Source organism: Ideonella sp. B508-1 (assembly GCF_000333615.1).
Classification (GTDB): Bacteria; Pseudomonadota; Gammaproteobacteria; order Burkholderiales; family Burkholderiaceae_C; genus Ideonella.
The window spans coordinates 1-17,607 of record NZ_BADL01000500.1 but is presented as its reverse complement, the minus strand read 5'-3'; the positions used below and the strand labels follow the sequence as shown (position 1 = coordinate 17,607).

15 protein-coding genes, 1 tRNA gene and 1 pseudogene are annotated in these 17,607 nt (G+C 68.8%); 11 read left to right on the top strand and 6 right to left on the bottom strand.

The genetic code is table 11. The annotated features are described in order from the left end of the window. Positions 1-213 precede the first annotated feature (213 nt). The 6 genes and pseudogenes from dsbD to I73_RS19760 all read left to right on the top strand — a co-directional run bounded on the left by dsbD (position 214) and on the right by I73_RS19760 (position 7,795). Positions 214-1,440, top strand: coding sequence for a protein-disulfide reductase DsbD (gene dsbD, locus I73_RS29295; protein ID WP_051049298.1), 1,227 nt, complete (start codon positions 214-216; stop codon positions 1,438-1,440). Between the two features lie 32 nt (positions 1,441-1,472). Further along, positions 1,473-1,549 (top strand) — tRNA-Met (locus tag I73_RS19780). A 173-nt stretch (positions 1,550-1,722) separates the two neighbouring features. Beyond that, a complete protein-coding gene (gene yajC, locus I73_RS19775) occupies positions 1,723-2,046 on the top strand; it encodes a preprotein translocase subunit YajC (protein WP_022982204.1) in 324 nt (107 codons plus the stop codon). Positions 2,047-2,136: 90 nt separating this feature from the next. After that, positions 2,137-4,032, top strand: a pseudogene (gene secD / locus I73_RS29290) (protein translocase subunit SecD). Between the two features lie 48 nt (positions 4,033-4,080). Continuing rightward, positions 4,081-5,124 carry a protein translocase subunit SecF gene (secF, locus tag I73_RS19765; protein WP_022982203.1) on the top strand — a complete coding sequence of 348 codons (1,044 nt, stop codon included), beginning with the start codon at positions 4,081-4,083 and terminating at the stop codon, positions 5,122-5,124. 34 nt (positions 5,125-5,158) lie between these two features. After that, entirely contained in the window at positions 5,159-7,795 is a 2,637-nt protein-coding gene (locus tag I73_RS19760; RefSeq protein ID WP_022982202.1) for a DUF1631 family protein, read from the top strand. Between the two features lie 81 nt (positions 7,796-7,876). On the opposite strand, the gene I73_RS19755 is transcribed toward I73_RS19760, so the two are convergent. The 3 genes from I73_RS19755 to I73_RS19745 all read right to left on the bottom strand — a co-directional run bounded on the left by I73_RS19755 (position 7,877) and on the right by I73_RS19745 (position 10,738). After that, positions 7,877-8,332, bottom strand: coding sequence for a DUF494 family protein (locus I73_RS19755; RefSeq protein ID WP_022982201.1), 456 nt, complete (start codon positions 8,330-8,332; stop codon positions 7,877-7,879). A gap of 72 nt (positions 8,333-8,404) precedes the next feature. Next, a complete protein-coding gene (gene dprA / locus I73_RS19750; RefSeq protein ID WP_022982200.1) occupies positions 8,405-9,565 on the bottom strand; it encodes a DNA-processing protein DprA in 1,161 nt (386 codons plus the stop codon). Between the two features lie 15 nt (positions 9,566-9,580). Beyond that, entirely contained in the window at positions 9,581-10,738 is a 1,158-nt protein-coding gene (locus I73_RS19745) for a LysM peptidoglycan-binding domain-containing protein (RefSeq protein ID WP_022982199.1), read from the bottom strand. Positions 10,739-11,009: 271 nt separating this feature from the next. On the opposite strand from I73_RS19745, the gene def reads away from it, so the two are divergent. The 4 genes from def (at position 11,010) to I73_RS19725 (ending at position 14,004) form a co-directional block, all read left to right on the top strand. Then, positions 11,010-11,525 (top strand): peptide deformylase, encoded by a 516-nt coding sequence (gene def, locus I73_RS19740; protein ID WP_022982198.1) that lies wholly within the window; start codon positions 11,010-11,012, stop codon positions 11,523-11,525. 10 nt (positions 11,526-11,535) lie between these two features. Continuing rightward, positions 11,536-12,543: a methionyl-tRNA formyltransferase gene (gene fmt / locus I73_RS19735; RefSeq protein ID WP_022982197.1), complete on the top strand. Its 1,008-nt coding sequence runs from the start codon at positions 11,536-11,538 to the stop codon at positions 12,541-12,543. Between the two features lie 110 nt (positions 12,544-12,653). After that, a complete protein-coding gene (gene htpX, locus I73_RS19730) occupies positions 12,654-13,514 on the top strand; it encodes a zinc metalloprotease HtpX (RefSeq protein ID WP_022982196.1) in 861 nt (286 codons plus the stop codon). Positions 13,515-13,611: 97 nt separating this feature from the next. Then, a complete protein-coding gene (locus tag I73_RS19725) occupies positions 13,612-14,004 on the top strand; it encodes a hypothetical protein (protein WP_022982195.1) in 393 nt (130 codons plus the stop codon). Between the two features lie 56 nt (positions 14,005-14,060). On the opposite strand, the gene I73_RS19720 is transcribed toward I73_RS19725, so the two are convergent. The 3 genes from I73_RS19720 to pedF are packed head-to-tail and all read right to left on the bottom strand — an operon-like array spanning position 14,061 to position 15,800. Further along, positions 14,061-14,450, bottom strand: a complete 390-nt coding sequence (locus I73_RS19720) for a c-type cytochrome (protein WP_022982194.1) — start codon at positions 14,448-14,450, stop codon at positions 14,061-14,063. A gap of 35 nt (positions 14,451-14,485) precedes the next feature. Next, on the bottom strand, positions 14,486-15,328 hold the full coding sequence (locus tag I73_RS19715; protein ID WP_022982193.1) for a transporter substrate-binding domain-containing protein: 843 nt from the start codon (positions 15,326-15,328) through the stop codon (positions 14,486-14,488). A 19-nt stretch (positions 15,329-15,347) separates the two neighbouring features. After that, on the bottom strand, positions 15,348-15,800 hold the full coding sequence (pedF, locus tag I73_RS19710; protein ID WP_199899075.1) for a cytochrome c-550 PedF: 453 nt from the start codon (positions 15,798-15,800) through the stop codon (positions 15,348-15,350). A gap of 370 nt (positions 15,801-16,170) precedes the next feature. On the opposite strand from pedF, the gene I73_RS34630 reads away from it, so the two are divergent. Beyond that, the coding region (locus I73_RS34630) for a sigma-54-dependent Fis family transcriptional regulator (RefSeq protein WP_022982191.1) at positions 16,171-17,607 on the top strand (1,437 nt) is incomplete at its 3' end.

Genomic DNA, 17,607 nt, shown 5'->3' with positions numbered 1-17,607 from the left:
CAAGGGCTTCGGCGGCGACGGGACGGTGCAGCCGATGGGCGACGTTGAAACCGCTGCATCACCGGCCCCCGCCGCCGTCGATGTCGCCGTGACGGCGACGCCGCTTCGGCGCCCAAGGCAGTCGGCGCGGACGGCCCGTCGGGCCCGGGTAACCGCATCGAGTCGCTGCTGAAGGGCGGACACTGGTGGGCCGTCATCGGTGGCTTTTGGGTGATGGGGCTGCTGTTGGCGTTCACGCCCTGCGTGCTGCCCATGCTGCCCATCCTGTCCTCGATCATCGCGGGCAGCGGGCAGGCCACCAGCCGCCGTCGCGGTTTTCTGCTGGCCCTGGCCTATTCGCTGGGCATGGCCCTGCTGTACACCGCCATGGGTGTGGCCGCCGGGCTGGCCGGAGAAGGCCTGGCCGCGGCGCTGCAGACGCCCTGGGTGGTGCTCAGCTTCGCCGGCCTGCTGTTAATCCTGGCCCTGGCCATGTTCGATGTCTACGAGCTGCGTCTGCCCCATGCGCTGAGCAACCACCTGGACGGGATGTCCCGCCAGCTGCCGGGCGGGCAGTTCCTGGGCGTGTTCGTGATGGGGGGACTCTCGGCGCTCATCGTCAGCCCCTGCGTCACGGCGCCGCTGGCTGGCACGCTGGTCTTTCTGAGCCAGAGCCGCGATGTGGTGCTGGCGGGGACTGCGCTGTTCGCCATGGCCATGGGCATGAGCATGCCGCTGCTGCTGCTGGGTGCCTCGGCCGGCCACTGGCTGCCACGCTCCGGCGCGTGGATGCATGCGGTCAAGCGCTTCTTCGGCCTGCTGCTGGTGGGTGTGGCGCTGTGGGTGGCGCAGCCTGCCCTGCCGCCTTCCCTGGCCCTGGCCCTGTGGGCCGGCCTGCTGCTGGTGCTGGGTTTCATGCTGCGCCCCTTCGATGCCCATCCGCACAGCGGGGCGCCGCGGGTCTGGCTGCAGCGGGCGGGTGGCGTGGCCGCATTGGCCTACGGCCTGATGCAGCTGGCCGGCGCGGCCTCCGGTGGCAGCGACGCGCTGCAGCCGCTGCGGCATTGGGGTGGCGCTGCGGCGGCGCCCACCGCGACGGCCGCGTCCAGCCTGAACTTTCGCCGTGTGACGTCGGTGGAGGAGCTGGACCAGATCCTGAGCACGGCGGATCGGCCGGTGATGCTGGACTTCTACGCCGACTGGTGCGTGGCCTGCAAGGAGATGGAGCGCTTCACCTTCAGTGATGCCGGCGTGCAGGCGCGACTGGGCAAGGCGCTGTTGCTCAAGGCCGATGTCACGGCCAACACGGCGCAGGACAAGGCGCTGCTGCAGCGCTTCCAACTCTTCGGCCCGCCCGGGACCATCTTCTTCGATGCCCAGGGCAAGGACCATGGCGTGCGAGCGGTCGGTTTCGAGCCGGTCGAAGAATTTGTCAAAACTTTGGAAAAGGCTGGACTTTGATTTCAAAGTCATGCCATAATTGCAGCTTCAGTCGCGGGGTGGAGCAGTCTGGTAGCTCGTTGGGCTCATAACCCAAAGGTCGCAGGTTCAAATCCTGCCCCCGCAACCAGCTTCTGAAAAAGGCCCCCGGTGCGCAAGCCCCGGGGGCCTTTTGCTTGGGCTGTCCCTGTGGCGGCGCTGACGGCGCCCTACAATGATCCGTTCACGTGTCCGGACCGGACACCCTCTTTGCGCGGTGGGCCCCACAGGCCTGGCCGCGCCTCATGCAGAAGGAATCGAGTCGTGTTCATCTCCAACGCCTATGCCGCCGACGCAGCCGCTCCCGCCGGGGGCCTGGCCGGACTGGCCCAGTACCTGCCGCTGGTGATCATGCTGGTGGCGCTGTACTTCATCATGATCCGCCCCCAGATCAAGCAGCAGAAGGAGCACAAGGCCATGGTCGACAACCTGGCCAAGGGCGACGAAGTGGTGGTGGCCAATGGCCTGATGGGGCGCATTGCCAAGGTCGGCGAGAGCGTGATCCATGTCGAACTGGCCCAGGGCGTGGAAGTCCAGGTGCAGCGTCAATCGGTGAGCCGGGTGCTGCCCAAGGGCACGCTGAAGTAAGCAAGTCGGACGGGACCCCGAGCGGGTCTTCCAGGACGGGGCGGATGCGCCCCGTTGTCACATGGCGCGGGCCGGTCCCGCGAACTGCCCATGAATCGTTATCCCTGGTGGAAGTACGCCGTGCTGGCCCTGGCGCTGGTCATCGGCCTGATCTACACCCTGCCCAATTTCTTCGGTGAGGCCCCTGCGGTGCAGGTGTCCAGCGCCAAGGCCACCATCAAGGTGGATGCCGCGCTGGAAGCCCGCGTGACGCAGGTGCTGGGCGATGCCCAGCTCTCGCCCGACTACATTCAGTTGGAGGGCAACTCGGTCAAGGCGCGTTTTGGCAGCACCGATGCCCAGCTCAAGGCCAAGGACGCGCTGAGCAAGGCGCTCAACACCGATCCGGCCGATCCGACCTTCATCGTGGCGCTCAACCTGGTGTCGCGTTCGCCGCAGTGGCTCACGTCCCTGCACGCGCTGCCGATGTACCTCGGTCTGGACCTGCGCGGCGGCGTGCACTTCCTGATGCAGGTCGACATGAAGGCCGCGCTGGACAAGAAGGCCGAGTCGATGACTGGCGACGTCCGCACCGCGCTGCGTGACAAGAACATCCGCCACAGCGGCATCAGCCGCAGCGGCAATGCCATCGTCGTGAACTTCCGCGACGAGCCCACCCGCCAGCAGGCCCTGGCCCTGCTCAACGACACCCAGCCGGACATGCAGTGGACGCCGTCCGCCGGGGCCAATGGCGACCTGGTGCTGACCGGCGAGCTCAAGCCCCAGTCGGCCATCAAGATCCAGCAGGCGGCGCTCAAGCAGAACATCACGACGCTGCACAACCGGGTCAACGAGCTGGGCGTGGCCGAGCCGGTGATCCAGCAGCAGGGCCTGGACCGCGTGGTGGTGCAGCTGCCCGGTGTGCAGGACACGGCCAAGGCCAAGGACATCATCGGCCGCACCGCCACGCTGGAACTGCGCATGGTGGACGACAGCGCCGAGGCGGCCGCGGCCGCCACCGGCAGCGGGCCGGTGCCTTTCGGCGACGAGCTCTATGTCGAGCGGGGCGGTGGTCCGCTGGTCGTCAAGCGCCAGGTGGTGCTGACCGGTGAGAACCTGGCCGACGCCCAGCCGGGCTTCGACGACCACCAGCAGCCGGCGGTGCACCTGACGGTGGACGCCAAGGGCGCGCGCATCATGCGCGACATCTCGCGCGACAACATCGGCAAGCGCATGGCCATCCTGCTCTTCGAGAAGGGCAAGGGCGAGGTCGTGACCGCGCCGGTGATCCGCGGCGAACTGGGCTCGCGCTTCCAGATCTCCGGACGCATGAGCACCCAGGAGGCCAATGACACGGCGCTGCTGCTGCGCGCCGGCTCGCTGGCCGCTCCAATGGAAATCATCGAAGAACGCACCATCGGCCCGAGCCTGGGGGCGGACAACATCCCCAAAGGTTTTCACAGCCTGGCCTAGGGCTTGTCCGCCATCGCCGTGATCAAGGGCATTTAATAACCCATATTAGGCGGGTTTTCTCACGGCGTGGACTTCGGCTTTAACCTGCTCAAACTTGTAGCGGGGCTGTCGATGTGGCAGGCCACGTCGAGGATGCCCGGAATCGCGGGCATCGCCCTGGCGCTGGGCATGGCCATCGACGCCAACGTGCTGATCAACGAGCGGGTGCGCGAAGAGCTGCGCGGCGGCGCCTCGCCGCAGGCGGCCATTCACGCCGGTTACGAGCGGGCCTGGGCCACCATCCTGGACTCGAACATCACCACCCTGATCGCGGGTCTGGCCCTGCTGGCCTTCGGTTCCGGCCCGGTGCGCGGCTTTGCCGTCGTGCACTGCCTGGGCATCCTGACCTCGATGTTCTCGGCCGTGATGTTCTCGCGCGGTCTGGTCAACCTCTGGTACGGCCGGCAGAAGAAGCTCAAGTCGGTGTCCATCGGCCAGGTCTGGCGGCCCGACGGTGGGGCCTCGGCCCAGCCGCCGGCCAGCGACGTCCGCTGATTTCGCGCCCCGTCTTCCGAGACGCCAAAGACTCTCAAGAGGCTTTCCATGGAATTCTTCCGTATCCGGCGCGACATCCCGTTCATGCGGTACGCGCTGGTGTTCAACCTCATCTCGGCGCTGACCTTCGCGGCCGCGGTGTTCTTCCTGGTCACCCGCGGTCTGCACCTGTCCAACGAGTTCACCGGTGGCACGGTGCTCGAGGTGTCCTACGCCCAATCGGCCGATCTGGCGCGGGTGCGCGCCGTGGTCGAGAAAATGGGCTTCGGCGACGTGCAGGTGCAGAACTTCGGCACCTCGCGCGATGTGATGATCCGCCTGCCCGTCAGCAAGGACGCCAAGCCGCAGGAACTGGCCGCGCGTGTCTTCACGCAGCTGTGCTCCGCCGAGAACGGCACGGTGGCCGAGCAGCAGTACACGACGCCGCAGGGTGAGCAGGGCAGCCGTCAGGCCTGCCAGGCCGGCACGGCCGAGCCGCTGACGCTGTCGCGCACCGAGTTCGTCGGCCCCTCGGTGGGCGAGGAGCTGGTGTGGGACGGTGGCAAGGCCCTGATCTTCGTGGTGCTGGGCATCATGGGCTACCTGGCGATCCGCTTCGAGAAGAAGTTCGCCATCGCGGCCATCATCGCCAACCTGCACGACGTGGTCATCATCCTGGGCTTCTTCGCCTTCTTCCAGTGGGAGTTCTCGCTCTCGGTGCTGGCGGCGGTGCTGGCCGTGCTGGGCTATTCGGTCAACGAGTCGGTCGTGATCTTCGGACCGGATTCCGCGAGGCCTTTCCGCAGTTTCGCCAAGATGAACACCCCCGAGGTGATCGACCACGCCATCACCAGCACGATGAGCCGGACCATCATCACCCACGGCTCGACCCAGATGATGGTGCTGTCCATGCTGCTGTTCGGCGGCCCCACGCTGCACTACTTTGCCGTGGCGCTGACCATCGGCATCCTGTTCGGCATCTATTCGTCGGTCTTTGTGGCGGCAGCCATCGCCATGTGGCTGGGTGTGAGCCGGGATGACCTGGTCAAGGGCGGCGGCAGCGGGACGAAGGATTCCGATCCTGGCGATCCCAACGCCGGGGCGGTGGTGTAGAGTCAGCGGATCCCTGTCCACCAAGCACGCATCGATGCCCGCAGCTGCCGCTGGTCTGCCCTCGCTGGACGAAGCCCGCCGCCACTACGTTGATCTGGTCCTGAAGGACCTGCAGCCTCTGCTCGACGCCGCGGTGCGGCTGGCGCAGAAGCTCAACGAAGAGCTGGCCGAGCGGGCCATCGCGCAGCAGCGGGCCGACATGCTGCAGTCCCTGGTGCGCCATGGGCGACAGTGGCTGCCGGAGGTCGTCAAGCAGGTTCGTGAACAGCTGGCCGGGCCAGGCAGCGGCCATGCCCTGACCACGCTCAGCGCCGGTCTGAGCACCGGGGGCGGGCTGTCGCTGGTCGACGACGAAACCGTCACACGCAACATCCTGGTCTCGCGGCTGACGCTCGCGCTCCTGGACAAGACCACCTGGGAATTCGCCGACCTGCGGGCCCGGCTGGGACAGCTCAGCGGGCTGCCGGACCTGGACGACGACGACCTGTTCCGACCCCAGGTGATCGCCCGCTGCATGGTGCGGGCCTGGCTCAACGCCGGGATGGACCTGGAGAGCTGGCGGGCACTGGAGCCCGCCCTGCACAAGGCCAGCGCGGAGCTGCTGGAGACTGTCTTCCACGAGACCAATGCCTGGCTGGTGGAGCAGGGTGTCTTGCCGCAGGTGGACTTGCGCCCCTTCATCCGGCGCGCGGAAGGCCCCACCACCAGCGCCGTGCCACTGGAGGGGGGCGACAGCCAAGGCGCCGGTGTGAGCACCGCATCGCCTGCGGGCCAGTGGGCGCCCTCCGGTCCCACGCCCCAGGGCGCATCACCGCGCGGCATGCCTGCCGCTCCGTTGGGATCCAACATCGCCCGCGTCGTGCCTGAGAGCCTGCGGGGCGGTGGCGCGGCCGGGCAGGTGCCCGCCCGTGGCCGGGGCCCTGGTCTGACGCTGCGGCCCGGCGTCGACTTCCGCACCGACACGGCGCCCGGCGTGGGTGGCGCGCCGGGGGCGGTCGGTGGATCGGCGGTCGGTGCAGCCAGCGCTGGCTCCGGTGCTGCCGTCCCAGGTGCAGGTGCCGTGCGCGGTGGGGCTGCTGCCGGCTTTGGCGTCGGCTCTGGTGCCGGCGTGGCCGGGCCGGGGGAGGCGGGCGTCAGTGGCCGGGGCAACCTGGGCGAGGAAACCCGCCTGATGACCCGGCAATCCGATGGCGCGCTGCCGCGTGCGGACCTGGTCATGCAGCGCTTCGGCGACATCCTCGACCAGCATGTGCCTGGCTTCAGGCAGCAAGTGGTGGGGCGCATGCCGTCGCAACAGCTGTCGCAGGCCATGGGCCAGGTGCAGCAGCGGGTGGCCGCCGAGGTGGCCGCCCAGACGGCCGGCACGGAAGAGGCCGCTTCCCCGGCGCGGCTGATTGCCGAGCTGCGGGAGCGTCAGCAGACCCTCAAGCAGGCGGCGGCCACGCCGGAAGAGCGCGCCACCGTCGAGCTGGTGGCCCTGTTGTTCCAGGCCATCCTCACCGACGAGCGGGTGCCAGCCGCCTTGCGGGTGTATTTCGCCCGTCTGCAAATGCCGGTGCTGCGGGTGGCCCTGGCCGAGCCCGATTTCTTCTCCGGGGCCGACCATCCGGCGCGCCGGCTGATCGACCGCATGGGCGCCTGCGTGATGGGCTTCGAGGGCAATGCCGACCTGATCGGCACGCCGCTGGAAGCCGAGATTCGGCGGGTCGTCCAGGTGGTGGAGGCTTTCCCCGACACGGGGCGCCGGGTGTTCCAGGCGGTGCTCAACGAATTCGAGAAGTTCCTGGAGAAGTACTTCCGGGAGCACAACGAGGCCACCAAGGCGGGCGTCTCGCTGGCCCAGCAGATCGAGCAGCGCGAAACGCTGGCCATCCAGTACACCATCGAGCTGCGCAAGATGCTGGCCGATGTGCCGGTGCAGGAAGGTGTGCGCGACTTTCTCTTCCACATCTGGGCTGACGTGCTGGCCACCACCGCGGTGCGCCATGGCGCCAAGAGCGCCGAGGTCAAGACCGTGCGCGAGGCCGCCACCGACCTGATGTGGATGGCCACGGCCAAGACCACGCGTGAGGAGCGGGCCGACGTGATCCGCAAGCTGCCTCACCTGCTGGGCGTGGTGCGCCAGGGCATGGGCGCGGCCGGCCTGGACGCCAAGCGTCAGGAGGACGCGATCAAGGCGCTGAACGCCGCGCTCACCGCGGCCTTCAGCGCCCGCAGTGTCAGCATGTCCAGCGATCAGCTCGAGCAGCTCAAGCAGCGTCTGGAGACCATCGAGGAGATGATGCCTGACGAGGAGTTCGAGCTGGACGACAGCTGGGTGCTCGACGAGGCCAACCATCAGCACGAGGGTCTGGAGATCGTGGCCGAAGGCGGCTCGATGCCCGGGCCTTCCATGCTCGCCGCGGCGATGGAGCTCCCGGTGGGCAATGCCTTCACGCTGGATTTCCGCGGGCGTCACGAAACGGTGCGCCTGGCCTGGCAGGGCATGCACAAGCAGCTGTCCCTTTTCGTGAATCCGCAGGGACGCTGCGTGCTGTTCCAGAAGGCCCGTCTGGCAGCGTTTCTCCAGGCCGGTCTGCTTGTGCCGGTGGAGGATGAGCCCCTGACGATGGCCGCCACCCGGGATGCCCTGCGCAAGATCAGCGCCGATCCCGGCCGGCTGGTGCACTGAGGCGCGTTCGCCGCGCCCCCAGAACACAAAAGGGCTGCCGAGGCCGCCCTTTCTTGTCTTAAAGCGCCGGGTGTACGTGGCTCAGTGGATCAGGCGCTCTTCGGGGGCGACGAACAGTTCGTCCAGGATCAGGGCGTCGGGCTCCTCGCCCAGGCTCCAGAACACCATCAGCACGATGATCTTCAGGTCGTCCAGGCTGAGCGGGCCGGTGCCGACGGCGGTGGCGCGATCAATCACCATCTCGCGCATCGGGGGCGGCAGCACACCGGCGGACTCCAGGAAGCTGATGAAGCCGACGGAGTCCTCGCCCAGCAGCGACAGCTCGCGTGGCTGGTAGATCCGCATGCTGTCTTGTGCGGGCATCCGGATCTGGGCCAGCGCCGTGGTGGCGGTCAGCCCATCCAGCCAGCTCAAGGCCTCCTGGATCTCATCGGTTTCGAACCCCACTGCCGACAGCTTGCGCGTCAACTGCTCGTGATCCGGGCAGGCGTCAGGCCGCCAGTAGTTCTCGTACAGGTAGACCAGCACATCAAACATGGGCTGACTATAACCGAGGCCCGGAAGGCCGCCCGTTCGAGATGGGCACTTCCCGACCCGGTGTTTGGGGGGTCAACCGCGCCCGCGCCGCTGCAGCAGCCCACCCGGCATGCGGGCGACCCGCCCTTCCAGTTCCAGCGTCAGCAGGCGGGCCAGCAATTGCTCCACGGGCCAGCCCGAGCGGGCGGCCAGGGCGTCCAGCGTGATCGGCCCATGGCCCATTGCCTGCAGCAAAGGGTCTTCCGGCGGGTCGGCGGCCGGCGTCGGTGCAGGGGTTTCCCCTGTGGCTGCGGCGGGCGCCAGGGCCGCGCCTCCGTGCAGGGCCCGCAGGGCGTCGATCACCTCCTGGGGTTCTTCCACCAGGGCGGCGCCCTCCCGGATCAGCTGGTGGCAGCCACGGGATTGCGGCGACAGCACGGAACCCGGGATCGCCCAGACCTCCCGCCCGCATTCGCCGGCCAGGCGCGCGGTGATCAGCGAGCCCGACTTGGGGGCCGCCTCCACGACCAGCGTTCCCAGGCTCATGCCGGCGATGATGCGGTTGCGGCTGGGAAAGTGCTCCGGGCGTGGCGGCGCGCCCAGGGGGAACTCGCTGAGCAGCAGGCCGTGGTCCTGGATCTGGTGGGCCAGGCTGCGGTGCCGCGCCGGGTAGACCCGGTCCAGGCCGGTGCCCACCACCGCCACCGTGTCCCCGCCGCCATCCAGCGCGCCCTGGTGGGCGGCGCCGTCGATGCCCAGGGCCAGGCCGGAGATCACCGTCACGCCGGCCTCGGCGAGGGCCCGGGCGAAGTCGCGTGCCAGGTCCAGTCCCTGGGGCGATGCGTGGCGGCTGCCGACGATGGCCACGCCAGGGGTCTGCAAGCACCGCAACTGCCCCTGGGCATGCAGCAGCACGGGCGGGTCGGCGGTGTTGAGCAGCAGCCGAGGGTAGTCCGGGTGTCCCAAGGGCAGCAGGTGCCGCAGCTCCGGGGCTTCGTCCAGCCAGCGCAGTGTGCGTTCGGCCAGGGCCAGACGCTCGTCTGTGGGCGCGCTCAGCGCCTGGGCGGCAGCCGGGCCGGCCACCTCGGCCCAGGTTCGCGGAGTCGTCCGCAGGACGGCCGTTGGCGAGCCCAGGGCGGCCAGCAAGCGGCGCTGAGCCTCGCGGCCCAGGCCGGGGGTGTGGGTCAGGAGCAGCCAGTCCCGGTGCTCATCCGGTGTGGCCGGGGCCGATGGCCTGTGCGCCGGGGAGGGCACCCGCAGTCGACCTCGTCAGGGTTGGCTGAAGCGGTCCCCGGGCTTGACCGGATCCTGGGTGTTCAGGATCAGGGCGTAGGACACGCGCTCGAACACACGGAACACGAACAGCAGGCCATTGCGCTCGTCTGGCAGTTGCAGCATGGCATGGTCTGGGTCGGTGCTGTCCTGGCGCAGGCTGCCGGCCGACCACAGGGCGAGCACATGGCCGCGCTCCACGCCATCACGCAGGCCACGGTTGAGCGCCACGATCTGGTTTTGACCGGCGCTCAGGTGATCGCCGTAGAGCGAAATGATGCGGCCCGCCAGCGGGCCGGTCGGGGCATGCGGAGCGAAGGGGCTGTAGTCCTTGGGGGGCAGGGGGGCCAGGCGGTCGCCCACGCCGGCCTCTTCCCGCAACTGGGTGATCAGGAAGGTGGACGGCACGATGGCGCCGCCTTCCGGGGTCTGGCTTTCGTCGGCGGCGCGGACCAGCTCGGCGGCCCCCACATGGCGGGCCTCGAAACCGAGAATCTCACCGGTGTCGGGGTCGGTCAGCGGCTTGGGTTCGCGGAAGATCTGCCACAGCCGCGCACCGGAGACATCGCCGCGGACGTAGGCCCGGTCCCCGCGGCCCAGCATCACCCGGCCTTCCTGGGTGGCCACGATGCGCGGGGCGGTTTCCAGCTCGTTGGTCTCGAAGACCACCGCGTCCGTCAGGAAGGGCCCGATCAGGCTCATCGGGACGGAGGCAATGGCGTCACTGGCCAGCGCCTCGGCCCGCAACTGCGGCGACAACTTGCCGTCCTCGGCCGAGGGCACCGGACGGGCCAAAGTCAGCCGGGCGCGGCCGTTGGATTTGTCCAGGTAGAGCACCTGGCCGGGATAGATCAGATGGGGGTTGCGGATCTCCTGCAGGTTCATGCCCCACAGCTCCGGCCAGCGCCAGGGCTTGCGCAGGTAGAGCTTGGAGATGTCCCACAGGGTGTCACCCTTCTTGACGGTGTAGGTGTCGGGGGCGTTGGGGGCCAGCTCGGACAGGGGAACACCGGCCTGGGCCACCTCCTGGGCCGTGGCGCGCTGCCCCGGCGTGATGGGGTAGTTGGCGCCCCAGGCCGGCAGGGCCGTCAGGCTGCCAAGGCCCCAGGCCAGCAGGGAAGCGGAAACGGCGGTGCGTGCAAGCGTGCGGCTCATGTATGGACACTCCCGGGCAATGAGCCGGAAATCGGTGACGGTGCAACAATCCTGTGGTCGAGCCTGCGTGCGTCAAATGCACGGCTAGGCCAGACACAGCTCGGGGCAATCATGAGAAAGTCTGGCAAATTCTGCCCCTAAACCCTTGATGTCGCAATGAAATCGGTACGACGAAACCTGTGCCCCTTGGCCGGGTTTGAAACCGGACGTTGCACAGTTTCCACATTGCCGGGCTGCTTTGGCCCTTCCATTTCCGTCTTCTCCTGCTCCCATGGCCCAGCTTTCCATCCTCCGCTATCCCGATCCCCGACTGCACACCGTGGCTGAGCCGGTCCAGGAGGTGGATGACCGCCTGCGGCAACTGATCGACGACATGCTGGAGACGATGTACGAGGCCGAGGGGGTCGGCCTGGCCGCCACCCAGGTGGATGTGCACCAGCGCCTCATCGTGATGGACACCTCCGAAGAGCGCAACGAGCCCCGCGTGCTGATCAATCCCGAATTGATCGCCGTCAGCGAGGAGATGGTGGTCGGCGACGAGGGCTGCCTGTCCGTGCCCACCATTTATGACGCCGTGCAACGCCACGCCAAGGTGACGGTGCGGGCCCTGGACCGCAACGGACAAAGCTACGAGATGGCGGTGGAGGGGTTGGCCGCCGTGTGCGTTCAGCACGAGATGGACCACCTGATGGGCAAGGTTTTCGTCGAATACCTCAGCCCCCTCAAGCGCGAGCGCATCAAGTCCAAGATGCTCAAGCGCAGCCGCGAAGAACAGAAGCGCCGCTGAAGGGACTGGCATGAGCGAACCTTCTTCGGCGGCCGCGCTTCGCGTCGCCTTTGCCGGCACGCCGGAATTCGCCGCCGTGGCGCTGCAGGCGCTTCACGAGGCCGGATACACGGTGCCCCTGGTGCTGACCCAGCCCGACCGGCCCGCCGGCCGTGGCATGAAGCTCACGCCCTCCCCCGTCAAGCAGCTGGGGCTGAGCCTGGGGGCCCAGATCGCTCAGCCGCGCAGCCTGAGGCTCGACGGCCGCTACCCGGAGGATGCCCAGGCGGCCCGCCAGGCCCTGGAGGCCGCGGCCATCGACGTCATGGTGGTGGCGGCCTACGGCCTGATCCTGCCGGCCTGGGTGCTGCAATGGCCGCGCCTGGGCTGTCTGAACATTCATGCCTCGCTGCTGCCCCGCTGGCGGGGCGCGGCACCGATCCATCGCGCCATCGAGGCGGGAGATGCCGCGACCGGCATCACCGTGATGCAGATGGACGAGGGCCTGGACACCGGCGACATGCTGCTGGCGGCCGAAGAGCCCATCCACCCCGACGACACCACCGGCCGCCTGCACGACCGCCTGGCGGCGCTGGGCGGTCGCCTGATCGTCCAGGCGCTGCAGCAGGCCCAGGCCGGCCGGCTTGTGGCCGTGCCGCAGCCGGCCGAGGGGGTCTGCTATGCCCACAAGATCGACAAGGCGGAAAGCGCCATCGACTGGCAGCTGCCGGCGGCCGTGATCGAGCGCCGCGTGCGGGCCTTCGATCCCTTCCCAGGGGCCAGCTTCGTCTGCGAAGGCGAAGTGGTCAAACTTTGGCAGGCCCGTCTGCGGCCCGAGGTGCAGGGCGTGCCGGGCACCGTGGTGTCGGCCACGCCGGAGCGCTTCACCGTGGCCTGCGGGCAGGGCGGGCTGGAGGTCCACCAGATCCAGCGGCCCGGCGGCAAGCGCCAGCCCGCTGCGGCGCTGCTGCAGGCCCGGCCCCAACTGCTGGGGAGCTCGCTGGCCGAGGTGGCGCCGCCGGCACCTCAACGCCACTGAGCCGGCATCGCCCCGGGCCGGGGCCGGGGGCGCTTGAAGCTTGAACTTCGGCCCTCCGCCCGCATCTGAACAGGACATTCACTGCTGTTCGCCTGAAAAGGACCACCACGATGTTCAACCTGATGAAGACGGCCGTCCTGATGGCCGCCATCACCGCGCTGTTCATGGTCATCGGCCGCCTGCTGGGGGGCCATCAGGGCATGGTGCTGGCGCTGCTGCTGGCGCTGGGCATGAACTTCTTCAGCTACTGGTTTTCGGACAAGATGGTCCTGCGCATGTACAACGCGCAGGAGGTCGACGCCCAGACCGCGCCGCAGTTCTACCGCCTGGTGCAGGAGCTGGCCGCCAACGCCGGCCTGCCCATGCCGCGCGTCTACCTGATCAACGAGGACGCGTCCAACGCCTTCGCCACCGGCCGCAACCCGCAGCATGCGGCGGTGGCAGCCACCACCGGCATCCTGCGGGTGCTGACCGAGCGCGAGCTGCGGGGCGTGATGGCCCACGAACTGGCCCATGTGCAGCACCGCGACATCCTGATCTCCACCATCAGCGCCACGATGGCGGGTGCCATCGGCATGCTGGCCAATTTCGCGATGATCTTCGGCGGGCGGGACGAGGAAGGCCGGCCGGTCAACCCCGTCGTGTCCATCCTGGTCATGATCCTGGCGCCCATCGCCGCCAGCCTGATCCAGATGGCCATCAGCCGAGCCCGCGAATTCGAGGCCGACCGCGGCGGCGCCGAGATCTCCGGCGACCCGGCTGCCCTGGCCAATGCGCTGCAGAAGATCCACCGTTACGCGCAGGGCATTCCGCTGGAGACCGCGGAAGCGCACCCCGAGACCGCGCAGATGATGATCATGAACCCGCTGTCCGGGCGGGGCCTGAGCGGCCTGTTTTCGACCCACCCCTCCACCGAGGAACGGGTGGAGCGCCTGATGGCGATGGCCCAGGCGCAGGGCCGCCGGGCCTGAACCCCGCAGGCCGGTTCGGCCTCAAGTTCACGTCGGCGCGGGCCGATAAGACCAGGGAACGGGCGACCGTTCCCTGTCTGCCTTTCAAGGTCCCGCGATGCGTTCCGTCCTCTGTGCCCTCGCCGTGTTGGTTCTGCTGTCCGGTTGCGACCAGCTGGGCATCGACACGCCCAAGGTCCAGTCCGAGAAGCGTGAGGCCGAGGGCAAGGCCATTGGCGGTGCCTGCCGCAATGGCGGTCGCGCCATCGAGGACTGCTACCTGCTCAACCGCAAGGCCGACAAGGCCGCCGTCTACGCCGGCTGGCGCGAGATGGACGAGTACATGCGGGAGAACAAGCTCGAGGCGGTGACCCCCCAGCTCAAGCCGGAAGATTTCGCCAAGCCCAAGCCCAAGGCCACCTCGGACGGAGACGGGGGGGATGGCGGCGATGCCGCGGGTGGCGCAGACGCCAGCCCCTCGGACAAGGCGGGCGACCACGCCTCGCACTGAGCGCCAGGGGCGCGCTCAGGGCCGGGATCCCGCAGGACATCGGCCCCGTCCGACACTCACTGCTTGGGCGGCATCGACAGAATCCACTGCACCAGCCGGCGCGCATCGGCCTCGGACACGGCCACCGCATTGGGCGGCATGGCCAGACCGCTGACGCGGCCCTTCCAGTGGCTGGCGTAGGGGTTCGAGCCCGTCATCACCGTGTGGGTCAGCGCGTCCAGCGCGTCGGGGTTGCCGCGGTACTTGTCGGCCACGTCCTGCCAGTCCGGCCCGATCGGCGCCATGCCGTTGGGGCCCTTGGAGCCCGGTTCGATGTGGTGGCAGGTGAAGCAGCCGCTCTTGCTGGCCAGGGCCTTCATCACGGCGTCGTTGTCATTGGCGGCCAGGGCCGGCTGGGCCAGGGCCACCGGCAGGGCAGCTGCCAGCAGAAGCAGGGATCGGGTCATCGTGTGTCTCCTCGGGGTTGGGGTTCGGTGCGGGCTCAGGCGCTCCGCCACGTCACGTGCTGCTTGGCAAAGATCTGGCGCAGGCGACCGTCCTGGGCCATCTGGGTCAGGGTGGCACTCAGGGCGCTGGCCAAATCCTCGGCGTCGCGCTTGACGGCCAGGCCCACGGCCCAGCCATCGCGCGGCGACTGGGGCATGGGCAGGGGGGTGATGGCGAAACGCGGGTCGTCGTGCAGCACGCTCTGCAACTCGGACTCCAGGCCGGCGGCGGCCACCACCTCCCCCTGGCTCAGGGCCCGGGCGGTCTCGGTGCCGTCCTTCCATTGCGTGCGCAGGGTGTCGCGCAGCATGCCGTTGTTGGCGCCGATCAGCAGCCAGCCCGCCAGCGTCTGGCCCGGCACCGCCACCGGCTGGCCGACCAGCGGGGTCAGGGTGTCGAGCCGGGGCAGTTCGGACAGGCGGCGGGCAATCGCCACCCGCTCACGGCAGTAGGGCGCGAAGATCAGCGTCTGCGGGTTGGCGTCCATCAGCGGCGCGTCCACCGGCACATGGATCAGGACATCGGCCGGGCCATAGCCCAGGTAATGCCCCTTCCAGACCATGTTGCGCAGATCGTCGTTCATGTTCTCGTCGGCGGTGAAGGGCATCAAGGCCAGTTTCACCCCGAGGGCATCGGCCAGGGCTTGAGCCAGGTCGACGTCGATGCCCTTGCCGTTCTGGTGGAACGGCGGCATGTCGTTGTAGATGCCGACCTTCAGGGTGCTGCGCTCGCGCACCTGGGCCAGGGTGGTGGCCGCGGCGGGCCACATCGGCGCCGTCAGGGCGACGGCGGCCAGGCCGCGCAGCAGGGCGCGGCGGCCAGGATCCGTGGTGTGCATGAAGGAACCTCCGGCCCGCTCAGGGCATGGGCTTTTCGCGGCGGGTTTCGAGGTAGGCCTTGATGGTCCAGAGCGCTTCCTGGCTCAGCACGCCTTCGAAGGGCGGCATGTAGACCGCGCCGTTGCGGGTGCGGCCGTGGCGGACCGTGGTGATGAAGTACTCGTCCATGTCCGTCTTGCAGGCCTTGCGCTGCTCGGCGTCGGCCATGCCCACGCAGTCGTTGTCCAGGCGGCGCAGGTCCGGCGCGATGCCGCCGGAGATGGCTTCCAGGCCGTGGCAGCGGGCGCAGTTCTGGTTGAAGCCGGACGTGCCGATGCGGATGGCCAGCTCGTTGCCGCTGTAGGGATTCTCGGTGCGCCAGCCTTCGCCCAGGTTCGGCAGGCCGGTGGTGTCGATGGGCTGGGGCGTCACATCGCCGTGAGCCCAGGCGGCCAGGCCGGCAGCGCCCAGGCTGCACAGCAGGGCGCCCATGCGCGCCCAGCGCGCCAGGGGGGTCAGCGGGTGGCGGGAAACGGTCGAGGTCATGTGGCTTGTCTCCTGTTGTCGATGTCGGGGTACCGTGGCCTGACCAAACGCAAACCATGTGCCATGGCCGAATGCTTCACGCGGGAACAGTTGTTGCACCGATTCCCACCGACGCGGGCATCTGCTTCAATACCTCTGCCACCCAGCGTGGCCAGGCATGGGCGGTCCGGTCCAGCACCTGACAGACAGGCATCCGAAAGGCAGCAGAACCTGTTGCAGGAATGAACAGTTCCGTGCCCCAGGAGGACAGATCCTCTCAGGGTTGACCCGGGACAAGACGGAGACAAGCCCGCATGCGGGCGGCAGGAGAACACACATGACCATGTCGACGGGCAACGCCCCGGCCGGAGACCGGACCGGCGCCTTCGCGGGCGGCTGGACAGCGCCGGTGGCGATGCCGCAGGACCTGGCGCAGGCCCACCTGGAGCGCATCGAGCAGTCCCATCTGCGCTGCGCGGCCCTGGGGCTGTCGCGGGTGGAACGGCCCGACTACGAGCCCATGCTGCGCGGCGACCTGAACCTGGCGCAGGAGCGCAACCTGCGCCTGTTCAGCCGTGCCGCGCCGGTGATGGAGCTGTTGCTGGAGCAGATCGTCAACACCGACAGCATGATCGTGCTGACCGATGCGCAGGGCACCATCCTGCACACGGTGGGCGACGACGGCTTCATGGCCCGGGCCCACAAGGTGGCGCTGTCCCCGGGGGTGAACTGGGCCGAGCAGTCCAAGGGCACGAACGCGGTGGGCACGGCACTGGTGGAAGAGCGACCCACGCTGGTCCATGCCGCCGAGCACTTCATGCACATCAACAGCTTCCTGACCTGTTCGGCCGCGCCCATCTTCGATCCGCGCGGCAACATCCTCGGGGTGCTGGACGTCAGCGGGGATCAGCGCACCTACCACCAGCACACCATGGGCCTGGTGCGCATGTCGGCCCGCATGATCGAGAACCACTGGCTGACCGACGACAGCGGGGACCGGGTGCGCCTGCACTTCCACATCCGGCCCGAGTTCATCGGCACCCTGCTCGAAGGCATTCTGGTGGTGGGCGCCGATGGCCGCATCCAGGGGGCCAACCGTGCCGCGCTGGATCTGCTGGACATGAGCAGTGCCTCGGTCCGCCTGCACACGCTGGACAGCCTCTTCAACATCAACCTGGGCGTGCTGGTCGACCATCTGCGGGCCCCGCTGGCTCAGCCCATGCGCCTGCAGCTGTCCAACGGGCGGCTGCTGCACGCCAGCCCACGGGTCACCGGGGCGCTGCAGCGTCTGACCGGCCTGGGCGATCCGGCGCCCCTGGCCGCCTCGCCGCAGGCGATGGAGCCGCCGACGGAGCGCCCGACCAGCCTGGGGGGCGCGGACGAGCGGGCCCGGGCCGAGGCCGGGGCGGCCGAAGCCCGGCTCTCCGGCCTGCACTACCTGGCCACGGGCGATGCACAGATCGAATCCGTGGTGCGCAAGGTGCAGCGCATCCTGAACCGCGACATTCCGCTGATGATCCTGGGCGAAACCGGCACCGGCAAGGAGCTGCTGGCGCGCGCCGTCCACCAGGATTCACACCGCGCCAAGCAGCCCTTCGTGGCGGTCAACTGCGCCTCCATTCCCGAGACGCTGATCGAGGCTGAGCTCTTCGGCTACGAGGAGGGCGCCTTCACCGGCGCGCGCCGCAAGGGGGCCACGGGCCGCATCCTGCAGGCCAACGGCGGCACCCTGTTCCTCGACGAAATCGGCGACATGCCGCTGGGCCGCAGGCCC